Annotated in this window: 15 protein-coding genes; all 15 read left to right on the forward strand. The window is 71.5% G+C overall.

The annotated features are described in order from the left end of the window. The first annotated feature begins 140 nt into the window (after positions 1-140). The 15 genes from ACF053_RS30065 (at position 141) to ACF053_RS30135 (ending at position 10,483) form a co-directional block, all read left to right on the forward strand. Positions 141-524 carry a hypothetical protein gene (locus ACF053_RS30065; RefSeq protein ID WP_391956917.1) on the forward strand — a complete coding sequence of 128 codons (384 nt, stop codon included), beginning with the start codon at positions 141-143 and terminating at the stop codon, positions 522-524. Positions 525-603: 79 nt separating this feature from the next. Further along, a complete protein-coding gene (locus tag ACF053_RS30070) occupies positions 604-981 on the forward strand; it encodes a hypothetical protein (RefSeq protein WP_391956918.1) in 378 nt (125 codons plus the stop codon). A gap of 253 nt (positions 982-1,234) precedes the next feature. Then, positions 1,235-1,516, forward strand: a complete 282-nt coding sequence (locus ACF053_RS30075; protein WP_391956919.1) for a hypothetical protein — start codon at positions 1,235-1,237, stop codon at positions 1,514-1,516. 783 nt (positions 1,517-2,299) lie between these two features. After that, a complete protein-coding gene (locus ACF053_RS30080; protein ID WP_391956920.1) occupies positions 2,300-2,497 on the forward strand; it encodes a hypothetical protein in 198 nt (65 codons plus the stop codon). 79 nt (positions 2,498-2,576) lie between these two features. Continuing rightward, entirely contained in the window at positions 2,577-3,002 is a 426-nt protein-coding gene (locus ACF053_RS30085; RefSeq protein ID WP_391956921.1) for a hypothetical protein, read from the forward strand. 134 nt (positions 3,003-3,136) lie between these two features. Further along, positions 3,137-3,463 (forward strand): hypothetical protein, encoded by a 327-nt coding sequence (locus ACF053_RS30090; protein WP_391956922.1) that lies wholly within the window; start codon positions 3,137-3,139, stop codon positions 3,461-3,463. Positions 3,464-3,549: 86 nt separating this feature from the next. Beyond that, positions 3,550-3,954, forward strand: coding sequence for a DUF6573 family protein (locus tag ACF053_RS30095; RefSeq protein WP_391956931.1), 405 nt, complete (start codon positions 3,550-3,552; stop codon positions 3,952-3,954). Between the two features lie 111 nt (positions 3,955-4,065). Continuing rightward, entirely contained in the window at positions 4,066-4,500 is a 435-nt protein-coding gene (locus ACF053_RS30100; protein WP_391956923.1) for a hypothetical protein, read from the forward strand. A gap of 422 nt (positions 4,501-4,922) precedes the next feature. Further along, positions 4,923-6,815, forward strand: a complete 1,893-nt coding sequence (locus tag ACF053_RS30105) for a ParB/RepB/Spo0J family partition protein (RefSeq protein ID WP_391956924.1) — start codon at positions 4,923-4,925, stop codon at positions 6,813-6,815. Between the two features lie 102 nt (positions 6,816-6,917). Continuing rightward, the gene (locus ACF053_RS30110) at positions 6,918-7,280 is read left to right on the forward strand and encodes a hypothetical protein (protein WP_391956925.1); all 363 of its coding nucleotides are present in this window, start codon (positions 6,918-6,920) and stop codon (positions 7,278-7,280) included. A gap of 397 nt (positions 7,281-7,677) precedes the next feature. Next, positions 7,678-7,962 carry a hypothetical protein gene (locus ACF053_RS30115; RefSeq protein WP_391956926.1) on the forward strand — a complete coding sequence of 95 codons (285 nt, stop codon included), beginning with the start codon at positions 7,678-7,680 and terminating at the stop codon, positions 7,960-7,962. Positions 7,963-8,040: 78 nt separating this feature from the next. Further along, positions 8,041-8,277 carry a hypothetical protein gene (locus ACF053_RS30120; RefSeq protein ID WP_391956927.1) on the forward strand — a complete coding sequence of 79 codons (237 nt, stop codon included), beginning with the start codon at positions 8,041-8,043 and terminating at the stop codon, positions 8,275-8,277. 52 nt (positions 8,278-8,329) lie between these two features. Beyond that, positions 8,330-8,719 carry a hypothetical protein gene (locus ACF053_RS30125; protein ID WP_391956928.1) on the forward strand — a complete coding sequence of 130 codons (390 nt, stop codon included), beginning with the start codon at positions 8,330-8,332 and terminating at the stop codon, positions 8,717-8,719. Between the two features lie 83 nt (positions 8,720-8,802). Continuing rightward, positions 8,803-9,600 (forward strand): hypothetical protein, encoded by a 798-nt coding sequence (locus ACF053_RS30130; protein ID WP_391956929.1) that lies wholly within the window; start codon positions 8,803-8,805, stop codon positions 9,598-9,600. Positions 9,601-9,976: 376 nt separating this feature from the next. Then, a complete protein-coding gene (locus tag ACF053_RS30135) occupies positions 9,977-10,483 on the forward strand; it encodes a hypothetical protein (protein ID WP_391956930.1) in 507 nt (168 codons plus the stop codon). The last annotated feature ends 628 nt before the right edge of the window (positions 10,484-11,111 follow it).

Raw genomic sequence — 11,111 nt, forward strand, 5'->3', positions numbered from 1 at the left:
ATGGAACTTCCGGGAAAAACCCTGGTCAGACCCCCTTTTCGGCTATGCGATCCGGCCCAATACTGGTAATATAGAGCTTGTTGGAAGGGGGTGGCGCCCCGGACAACGAGAACCACTCGAAACTCACACCGGAGGAACCCATGAGCGAGCAGATCACCCCCGAGCTTCAGATCGAGGCGGAGGCGATCGGCCGCACGGTCTACCAGGCGATGCGCGCCGAGATGATCGAAGCGTCCCAGCAGCGGGAGGCCATCGACACCCCCCTCCTGGTGGAAGGGCTGGAGGCGGAGGCGACCTACCAGACCGCCCGCGAGGCGCTGACGAATGCCCGCGCCGAGCGTCAGCGCGTGCTCTACGCCATGTGGCGCGCGAACAAGGACCCCCGCGCCGTCGCCGCCCTCATGCCCGCCACCGTCAGGGCCGCCACCGTGCGCGCGGCCGTGGTCAAGCTCGCGCCCAGCCAGGACTTCGAGGCCCTGCCGCTGTGGCGTACCGACGACGAGGAGGCCGACGCCACTAACTGACTCCGTCCGGCCGGGCGGCGGATGGCACCGCCGCCCGGCCCCTCGAAACCCACCACGACGCACCGCAGGAGAGCACGCCATGAAGTTCCAGATCCACACCGCCATTGGGCATGATGCGACCCTTGTTACGGCCCCGTTCGACACCCACGAGGCCGCCCGCGAGTTCACCGCCGCGCTGGCCCGTCTCCTCCAGGTCGAGCCCGCCCGCGTCATTCATGACGAATACCGGGCCGCCGAGTACGTGTGGACCAACGTCACCGTGTCCCTCCCCGCCATCGGTGAGGCCGTGTTCAGCGTGGACAGCCGCAAGACGGCCCGCGAAGCGGTCCGCCTGTACTTGGACAACAAGCCGCTCCCGTTTGTCTGGACGGACAGCGGGAGCGCCGGGCAGACGTTCGCCGGGGTCGTGGCCGACGCCGTCCGCGAACGCGACGCCCGCGCGGCCCGCCAGGGCTGAACAGACCCAGGGCGGCGGACCGCCGCCGCCCCGGACCCCCGAAAGGGGTGGCACCCCAGACAACGAGAACCACTCGAAACTTGAAGCAGTCGCGGTCTAGGCCCGGGTGGCGGGGCGGCTCATGCCGCCGCGCCACCCGGCGCGTCCGAAGTTCCCATCACCTGACAGGAGACAAGACATCACCGCCGTAACCGCCCACTTCCTTGGCGTCATCCGGTACGACACCGCCACGCACGACGAAGACGGGCTCCCCTTGCCAACCGAGCAGGACATCCACTCGAAGGTCATCGCCGAGGTCATCGCAGAGGAGCTGCTCCACTCCCTGGGATACGAGAAGCCCACCGAGGCCGACTACATCCAGAAGGTGCGCGAGGTGTCCGTGTGTTCGGCTGAGCAGCTTCAGGAAGCGCTGATCCGAGCAGTGCAGATCAACACCGCCCACCAGGCCCCGGGGCACGGCATGGAGTGCACGTGCGACCTGGACGCGCTCGAACTGGTCGAGCAGCTCGCCGCCTACGCCGCCCGCTGGGCATAACCGCACCGGCCCCGCGTCCCGGCTCCCTGGCCGGGGCGCGGCCGCGTGCGCGGTGGGCGGCGGCCGGCCGGGGGTGGTCGAGCCGGGCGCGGGGCGCGGTGGGGGTGTGGCGTGGTGGGCGCCGGCTTCGCCGCGGGGGCCGGGCCGGTGCGCGGTGCCGTGCTCCGGCACCCGGCCTTCGGCCGGGTTGCGAGGGGCGCTTTGGCGCCGCCCCCTCGCGCTCCCCTGGCGCCGGTGGCGGGGCCGGGGGTGCGGCCGCGGGCCGGTGGGTGGACATCACGCCTTCGGCGCGATCCGGCCGTGCGCCGCAGTCGTCGGGCCCTGGGGGCCCTCCTTATTGCGGCCCGCGCTGCGCGCGGGCTGCGGTCGCTGGCGCTCCCTTGCGCGGGGCCCCGGGGGGCTCCTCCGGACGCCCGCCCCCCGGGGACCGGGGGACGGGCTGATGCCGGTGGTGGGCCGGCGCGATTCCTCCGCGCCGCCGTCGACTGCCGGCACCGCGGTGGTGGCCGCGGAGGGCTGAGGTCGAGGAGGGCCAGGAGGAGCTGGACGCCGGAGTTCGAGTGCGGGCCGGCCCGGGGCCGGGGCCGGGAAAGACGGCTGGCAAGGAGGGGGGTCGGCGGAGGCCCGGACGCCTCCTGAAAGATCATGGAACTTCCGAGAAAAACCCTGGTCAGACCCCCTTTTCGGCTATGCGATCCGGGTCAATACTGGTAATATAGAGCTTGTTGGAAGGGGGTGGCACCCCGGACAACGAGAACCACTCGAAACCCAAAGGAGCGTGCGATGGCTATCAGCCTCTTCATCCCCGAGCTGGACGGCGACACCTTCTCCGGCCTGGAGGAGCTCGATGAGCACCTCTGGGTCCTTGAAGAGGTTAAGGCCGAAGGTGCCTGGCTCCGGGCAGCCGAGACCAATGGCCGCTACGCCTGGGAGGAGGAGCAGGACCGTCAGCGAGCCGCGCTCTTTGGTTACCCCTACTAGCCCCATCGGGCGGGGTGGCCATCCAGCTGCCCCGCCCGCCCCCTCCGTATGGGTCACTGACACTGAAGGGCTGGCCGCTATGCATCTGCTGACCATCGACCCCCACCGCACTGTCACCTACCGCCCCGTGGAGTACCGGATGCCGCTCGGGCTGGCCCCCTATCGGCCGGGCACCGTCGGTGCGGCGGAGCTGGCCGCCACTCTCGTCGCGCGGCTGGGGCTGCTCCGGCACCGAATCGAGAACCCCCGCTACATCGAGGAGGAGCCCCGGTGCGACCGGGGGCCGATGTGGGATTCGCTGGGCTCCCGGGCGATGCGGGTGGAGTGCCACGTCGGCGGCCGCGCCGTGACGTGGCGGTACGACCGCTTCGCGCGCAGCCGTGACACCGCCTGGACGGTCGAGGTCGACGGGCAGGCTCGGCCTGTCGAGCTGCCCCCGTACCTCCGGGCGCACGAGCGCCTCGCCGCCCTGGCCTGGATCGCGCACCGCGCGATCCAGGGGTAGTGAACCAAGAAAAGCCCTGTTCAGAAGCCCTTTAGGGCTTCCAATTCCGGCTCAATGCTGGTAATGTTGAGCTTGTTGGGAGGGGGTGGCGCCCCTCCCAACACCACCACTCGAAACCCACCGAGGAGCACCCAATGCGCGCACTCATCGAGACCTTCAAGACCATCCGCGCCCGTCACCGTGCGGCCCGCCGGGCGGGCCTGCGGTCGTACACCGTGGTCCTGGACTGGAGCGCCAAGGCGTACGCGCACTACGCGCCCGAGATCGTGACCGTCCGCGCATCCTCCCCGCTGGCCGCCGAGATGGACGCCCTGCTTCAGGCCGCGATGGCCCACACCATGCACGTGGACGAGTTCCAGGGCCGCGAGGGCCGCGCCCTGCTCCAGGAGGCGATCAACCTGTTGAAGGTCGTCGCCACCTTCCCCGGCGCGCACAGCGCCGTCCACTCCGACCACTTCTGATCTGCCCCGACCGGGGCGGCGGTTGGCGCCGCCGCCCCGGCCCCCTCGAAACCCGTACACACAACGAGAGGCACCCAGTGAGCACCATGACCGGCAACGTCACGACCCGCGCCCACGCCATCGAGACCGGCGCGCTGATCGAGGCCGACCCCGGCATTGCCGCCGAGGTCGAGTTTCCCGCCCCGGTGGCCATGACCGAGGCCGTTTACGCGGACTGCGTCGCCGTCCCCGAGACGTACCGGTGGGACACCGGCATCCGGCTGGACGAGGCCGAGCGGGAATGGGACCTGCTGATCACCGCGTCCCGGGCGATCAAGGCCGCCGCAGGGTCCGGCCGTCCGCCCCGGCTCGCGTTCTCCCTCTACCGCGTTCCGGTCGACGGCCACAGCCGCGACCCGCAGCGCGTGACCCTGGTGGCCGAGGCGTCGCCCGGCGACAACGGCGAGCGCGTTATCACGATCATGCGCCCGAGCGAGCACCTGCCGCAGTGAGGCGACCCGGGGCGGCCCACTGGGCCGCCCCGGACGCCCCCGGCCGGAAGGGGATGGCACCCCGACCGGCCCCCTCGAAACCTGAACCGAGCACGGAATGGAGCGCCCCACATGGGCTACGACTACAGCGTTGAGGGAACCGTCCGGGTCACCCCGCCGATCCCCTTTCCCGCCCTGCTGGAACTGACGCAAGGGCCGGACCTGCCGATCTTCTGCCTGGCTCCCGGTGTCGACGACCCGGACGCCGCTGGTCCCTGGTCCGACATGGTGGGCGTGTGGGCCCTGGTCCCGGAGGACGTGCCGCTCGACCAGGCGCAGCCGATCACCGTCAGCGCGCTTGCGGTGCGGCACATCTCCAAGAGCACGGGGATTCACCAGCCGCTCGCCAGGTTCGTCCGGCTCTGCCTGGCAGCCGGTCACGAAGTCGTCAGCGAGCTGGAGTTTCACGGCGAAGAAGGCGAGCGCGGCGAGATCCAGGTGACGCCGAGCGGAGACATCCAATGGGTCGAGATCTCAGCCCCCGGCCGGAAGCCCGCCTGCTGGTGAAGGTCCCCGCCCGGTCCGGTCGATGCGTTCGGCCGGACCGGGCGGGGCACCGGCCGGACGCGACGGCGGCCCGTCACCCCGTCCGCCCCGCGACGCCGGCCGAGGGGCGAGCTGTCGAGAACGACGGCCGCGCCGTTCCTGCGTCAGCATCGGCGCGCGTTCGCGGCGGCCCCCGCGCCGCCGTGGCGCAGCCCTCGCCAGGGACGCCGGCCCCGGCCCGGGGCTACCAAAAGCGGCTGGCAAGGAGACGGGCGAACCGGCCCGGAGGGGACGTGCGAGTCCCCCTCGCTTGAAAAGGCTGGTCAGGCACCCCCCTTTGCTATGCAATCCGGCTCAATACTGGTAATATTGAGCTTATTGGAAGGGGGTGGCGCCCCGACCGGCATCACCACTCGAAACCCGTACGAACGAAAGGCACGAACGTGACCGCGACGCAGACCGAGCAGACGGAACAGACCCCCGAGAACGGGACGGCCGAACCGGCAGTCTTCGGCCGTCTGGTGGCGATCGACCCGCTCGACTTCGACCCCGACGGCGGTACGGAGAAGCTGGTCATCGTCGACCCGTACAACCACCGCAAGAAGCGCGCGCAGGGCGACACCACCGAGCCCGACCCGGCCCTGATCGCCAGCGTCCAGGAGGTCGGCGTCCAGCAGGCGATCATCCTGCGCCCGCAGGAGGGCGAGCGCGACGGCCAGCTCGGCATCGTGATCGGCCAGCGTCGCACCCTGGCCGCGTACCGCGTCGCCAGCGCGGCCGCGCAGGAAGGGCGCGAGTACCGGAAGATTCCGGCGATCATCCGCGACGATCTGCGCGGCGTCGATGACGAGGCGTTGACCGTCTCGATGGTGGAGAACCTGCACCGCCGCCAGGCGAGCGCACAGGACGACGTGGACGCCGCCGAGCAGCTCGCCCTTCTGGTCAAGGCCAAGAAGGTGCCCAAGGCCCGGAAGCGCAGCCTGGCCGCCGCCATCGGCCGGACCGAGGAGGAGCTGGACGCGGCCCACAAGGTCGCGCAGATGGACGCGGAGACCCTCGAAGACCTCCGGGACGAGGAGATCGAATTCGACTGGGTCGAGTTGGGCGACTACGACGAGGTCAAGGACGTGTCCCACGCTCAGGTCACGCTCAAGCGGGCCAAGGCCAAGGACGAGCAGGAGGGCAACACCAAGCGCGGCGCGTGGAAGACCGCCATGCAGGAGCTGCGCGCCAAGAAGGCCCGTACCGAGCGGATCGAGATCTTGAAGGCCGAACTGGCCGAGAAGAAGGTCACGACGGTCCACTGGGTGTGGAACTGGTCCTACAGCACCGCCCGGCCGCTGGAGGAACTGGTCAGCAAGATCGGTATGCCGATGAGCGAGCAGGGACACGGCGAGACCTGCGAGGGTCACGCGGCCACCATCGACCCCGACGCGGCCGAGGTGGTGTGGCTGTGCGTCGGCTGGAAGAAGCACGGCCACCGGATCGCCGGGGCCGCCGGCGACGACGGCGACGGCGAGCCTGGCGAGGGGGAGGCCGCCAAGGCCGAGGCCGCGCGCGAGGAGCGCCGCCGCGTGAAGGTGAACAACCTCGCGTGGCGGACGGCCCGAGCGGGCCGGGAGGCCCACATCGCGGACATGTGCAAGGACAAGGGCGAGGCCCCGGCCGACGTCAAGGACCTGATCATGCGGACGCTGCTCGTGAGTGATGGGCACTACGTGCACTACGTCGGGAGCCAGGAGCACGGGGCGATGTTGGCCAAGATCCTGGGGGACGAGCGGCTTACCCGCCAGCCGAAGGGCGTGATCGCCTCCCTGATCAAGAAGACCGCGAGCAGGCGCTACTGGTGGGTCCTGTTCGCGCACGTCGCGGGCTACTACGAGGCCGAGCACATGAAGGACGACGCATGGCGCGGGGAGCCCCACTACCACCACGGCCCCTCGGTGCGCGGCCGGATCAGGCCCGCGACCGCCGAGTGGATCACCTTCCTGAAGCGCCACGGGTACGGCGTGACGGAGGTCGAAGCGGAGACGGTGGCCACCGCCGAGCAAGAGGCCGAGGCCGAGGCCGAGCGCAGGGCCGAGCAGGAGCGGCAGCGCCAGGAGCGTGAGGCGGCCAGGGCCGCGCGGCAGGCCGAGAACCCCGCCCCCGACGAGGACGAGGAGGACGGCGACGACGGCGAAGAGGACTACCAGTACGACGACATGGACGAGGAGTACGAGGAACCGGCCGAGGCGGTAGAGAACACGGACCCCGAGGCCGAGGGTGAGATGGACGCGGGCGCGGACGAGGCGGAAGGGCAGGAGGACGTGCCCGCCGAGGACGGCCAGGAGTAACAGCAGTACCGGCAGGCCCGTTCCGGGCCTGCCCGGCCGGGGCGGCGGATGGCACCGCCGCCCCGGCCCTCGAAACCCCACCACGCACGAGGAGAGCGCACTATGACAGACGTTCGTATCGCCCCCCACACCGACGCGGCCGCAGACCGGCTGATCCGCACGCTCGAAGCGCACGGGCTGACCGCCCGCAGCGACATCGATGTCCACACCGGCACCGACATGGTCACCGTCGACATCGCGGGCGGGCCCGAAATCTGGATCGCGGACCGCACCGGTCACACCGACAGCCCCGTTGACGCGCACCCCGGGTGGGTCGCGTTCTACCGGCCTCACGCCGGCCTCAGCGACGAGGGAGAGACGGAGGTCTACCGGTCCGAGGGAACGGGCGGTTTCTCCCAGGACACCGCCGCTCTGGTGGTCGCGGTCGTCCAGTGCGCCGCCGCTCGCGGCCTGGCCGCCGTATGACGGCTCCGGGCTGCGCGCCCTCCGGGCGCAGCCCCCGTACGGGCCGGCCTGGAGCGGCACCGAGTTCTCGCCGTCCCCAGGGGGCCCGAACGCAGACCGGCGACCGCCCTGCCATAAGGCAGGACCCCCCGCACGAATGCGGCAGGCTGGCGCGGTCGCCGGTCCTCTCGAAACCCGCACCGCGCGCGGTGGCGACATCCCCAGAAGGGGGCGCTACTTCCACGCGGAACGAGGGACCACAAGAGTAGCGGGTCCGGGCCGGAGGACGAAAAGAGACCGGGAAGGCGCCCCGTAACCCTTCCGGCCTCGGGTAAAAGCTGGTATTGTTTTGATTGTTGGAAGGGGATGGCGCCCCGACCGGCAACACCACTCGAAACCTGAACCGGAAGAGGAACCCATGGCCACCACCCTGGAACTCCCCGAGGCCGCACTCGCCGCCCTGCGTGACTACCTCCTGGCCATCGCCGCCGACGAGGACAAGGCCCCGATGGAGGAGCTGGACGGACTCAGCGACGGCATCCTCGCGGCCTACTGGCACGGCTACGTCGAGGCCAGCAAGGCCGGAAGCGCCGGGCAGGCGCTGCACATCGCAGCGTTCGGAGCGTCGCTCTTCGCGCCGAAGGTCGCGTCCCGTGCCGAGATCGGCGCGGTACGGGACGCACTCGCCCAGTTGCTTAAGTAGTCCACCCCCCGCCGGGGCGGCGGTTGGCACCGCCGCCCCGGCGTCGCTCGAACCCCACCAGACAAGGAGAGCCCCACTGTGATTCCCACCTTCGAAGGCATCGAGGCCGGCTCGGCGAAGAGCCGCACCATCGAAGAGCCCGAGATTGACAAGCGGAGCGCCGAATCCCCTTACTTCGGCCGGTTCACCTGCGACGTCTGCGGCGATGACTTCGCCCTCCACCGCTCGCTCACCGTCGAAGAGCGCCAGTTCACCAACATCGAGACGAGGCAGAGCTGGCCGGGCCTGGTCGTGATCGCCTGCGACCGCAGCTGACGGACACCGCACCATCGGCCGGGGTGACGGTTGGCCCCGCTGCTCCGGCCCCTTGAAGCCCCATCCCCCGCTGCGAGGAGCGTCGCATCACACGCAGTACGACGAGTTCAACGCCCGATCCATCCCCGCCTTCCCCCGCCAGCAGACCGGCGTCCGGCTCATCAGCCTGACCACCGGAGAGGAGATCAAGCCCGGCACCACTATCCCGGACCCCTATGGGCACGGGGAGATCACCTACATCGGCCCCACCGTCCACCACGACGAGGAAGACCCCACGCCGCGCCCCGGCCGGGTCGCGGTCGTCCGCTACGCCGTCCCGGCCACCGATTGGGTGTATCTCCCCGCCGAACTCGGCGCGCGCTACGAGGACGCTGACACCGCGTCGAGCCCCGACAGTGCCGACGACGGGACCGTTCCGCCGCAGTCCCGCCGAAGCGAGTAGCCCATCCGCCTCAAACTCCCCGGGGCGGCGGTTGGCACCGCCGCCCCGGGCCCTCGAAACCCGGACCAAGGAGACGTACGACCATGACCTTCCCCGCCGACCTGCCCAAGCTGGGCGGCAACGCCGCCGCCGCCCGCCTCCGCCGTGACCTCCTGGTCGCCGGACACGACGGCCGGATGTTCGCCGAGACCATCGGACGCCCCCTGCTCCGCGCCCAGGAGGCCGCGCAGGCGTATCGGACGGCCGCCCGTAACGCCGAACTCGACCGCCGGGGCGCTCCCAACTACGGCTGGCTTCGCGCTCAGTCGGGCCTCTGCCACAGGCGCGCCCGGATCGCGGCTGACGAGGCCGCCCTGGCCTACGAGCAGAAGCAGCCGGTCCAGGCGACCCAGTGGGCGGCGTTGGCCGACCGCTACGCCAAGGCGGCCCGGCACCTCACCCGCTCGGTGCTCCGCCCCAGCGCCGTGATTACGAACCTCCGCGCCGCCGCCGACACCCTCGACGTCCCCGCCCTCCCCGCCCCGGCGCAGGCCGGGCCGCCCGAGGGGACCGCCCCGCTGTCGGGTATCGCCCAGTTCAGCGTCGAGAGCGGCCGCCAAGCGCTCATCCACGCCCGGCACGCGGACGGACCGGTACTCAAGCACGTCAACACGGTGGAGGTGGAGCTGCTGCTGTTCTCCTGCTACGCCCAGGGCCAGGACGAGACCGGATACCACATCGCCATGCAGGCGATCCGCGCACTCAACCGCGCCCGGGCGACCGCGCCCGAGGGCCGAGCCGAAGACATGGACCGGCAGTCCCTGGCCACGGCGTACGAGCTGGTCGAACAGGCCCTGGACGCGGCCGAGGCCGCCACCACCACCACCGCGCCCGCGCCGTAGAACCCCAGCCCGGCCGGGACGGCCGCACCGCCGCCGTCCCGGCCCCGGACCCCACCCAGGAGAGCCCTGCCCGATGCCCGAGCCCCACCCCGAGGCGCACGAAGGAACGCCCGCTACGCCCTACGACAGCCTGCTGACGCGCCCCTTCTACCTGCCGGGCGCGCACCTGCCCGACTCAGCCGGCCCCGTCTGGACCTGCCGGACATGCACCACGCCGTGGCCGTGCGCCACCGCCCAGCCGTACCTCCGGGCCGGGCAGTGCAGCACACGCAGCGCGACGACCCAGTGGAAGCCGTGCGGCGCGCCGATCCAGCGAGAACGGAACGGCCCCCGACACTGGCATGTCGGTCCTGACTGCTACACCCACAAAGACGTCTTGAACGCGCTGGCCGAGGAACTCCACCAGCAGCACATGGCGAACCCCCACTACCCGCCCAGTCACTACTACCCGGAGAAACCCCGCCGCCGCCGACGCCAGCGCCCTCCGTACCACCACACCCCCATGGGACCGGGTGACATCCAGCCCGGCGCCTGGCTATGGGTCATCCCCGGCGGACTCCATCCCGGATGGGGCGACATCCACCGTCTCGCCATGCTCACCGCACTCGGCACGCCGTACTGCGAGGTTTGGATGGACGACACCACCGTCCACCGCGTCCGCCCCGAGAAGCTGATCCTCTCCGACGCCGGACGCCAAGCCGCCCGCGCCGCAGGGCTCAGCACCATCCGGCAGACGAGCGGGCCCCGGCCCCGCCCCCTGCTCCCCGAATGGCGATGGGTCGACTGGACCCTGGCCGAGCACATCGCCCACCAGCAGCAAGCCGCACCCACCCCTGAGCACACCGAACAGCCCTTCCAGGACGAGCTGTTCACCGTCACCTGACGAACCACCCGGCCCGGAACGCCACCGTTCCGGGCCGCAGGCATGTCCGGGCCCGGAGCGGCGGCCGCGTCGACCGGCCGACGAGAGCGGAGGAACCCGCGGAGCCCGTCGGCGCAGCCGCCGCGGCCGCCGGCCTGCCGAAGACCGCGCGGCGAGTGCGCCCGCCGCGGAGCGGCACCCGGCCCCGGCCGGGTGCGAGGGGCGCTCTCGCGCCGCCCCCTCGCACACCCCCGGCGCCCGCGGCCGGCCCCGGTGGCACGGCAGCGGGACCAGGACACTGACGGCCGCTCGTACCTCACGGCCAGGCCAGGACACACCAGGGGGCGCTTTCCTCGTGGTCGCCGCCGCGACGGGGCAACTCCAAGACGGGGCTGGGGCGGCGGCGACCTCGAGGACGCTCCGGCCGCCGGGGCCCCTGGAACTGTTCGTTGTACGGCACCCGGCCGTTGGCCGGGTTGCGAGGGGCGCTTTGGCGCCGCCCCCTCGCGCTCCCCTGGCGCCGGTGGCGGGGCCGGGGGTGCGGCTGCGGGTTGGTGGGTGGGCATCGCACCTTTGGTGCGATCCGGCCGTGCGCCGCAGTCGTCGGGCCCTGGGGGCCCTCCTTATTGCGGCCCGCGCTGCGCGCGGG

The organism is Streptomyces kanasensis (assembly GCF_043077165.1).
Lineage (GTDB): Bacteria > Actinomycetota > Actinomycetes > Streptomycetales > Streptomycetaceae > Streptomyces > Streptomyces changanensis.

Coding starts and splice junctions, on each gene's coding strand:
- ACF053_RS30090 (WP_391956922.1), top strand. CDS start 3,137: ATGCGCGCACTCATCGAGACCTTCAAGACCATCCGCGCCCGTCACCGT.
- ACF053_RS30130 (WP_391956929.1), top strand. CDS start 8,803: ATGACCTTCCCCGCCGACCTGCCCAAGCTGGGCGGCAACGCCGCCGCC.
- ACF053_RS30095 (WP_391956931.1), top strand. CDS start 3,550: ATGACCGGCAACGTCACGACCCGCGCCCACGCCATCGAGACCGGCGCG.
- ACF053_RS30085 (WP_391956921.1), top strand. CDS start 2,577: ATGCATCTGCTGACCATCGACCCCCACCGCACTGTCACCTACCGCCCC.
- ACF053_RS30115 (WP_391956926.1), top strand. CDS start 7,678: ATGGCCACCACCCTGGAACTCCCCGAGGCCGCACTCGCCGCCCTGCGT.
- ACF053_RS30100 (WP_391956923.1), top strand. CDS start 4,066: ATGGGCTACGACTACAGCGTTGAGGGAACCGTCCGGGTCACCCCGCCG.
- ACF053_RS30080 (WP_391956920.1), top strand. CDS start 2,300: ATGGCTATCAGCCTCTTCATCCCCGAGCTGGACGGCGACACCTTCTCC.
- ACF053_RS30110 (WP_391956925.1), top strand. CDS start 6,918: ATGACAGACGTTCGTATCGCCCCCCACACCGACGCGGCCGCAGACCGG.
- ACF053_RS30070 (WP_391956918.1), top strand. CDS start 604: ATGAAGTTCCAGATCCACACCGCCATTGGGCATGATGCGACCCTTGTT.
- ACF053_RS30065 (WP_391956917.1), top strand. CDS start 141: ATGAGCGAGCAGATCACCCCCGAGCTTCAGATCGAGGCGGAGGCGATC.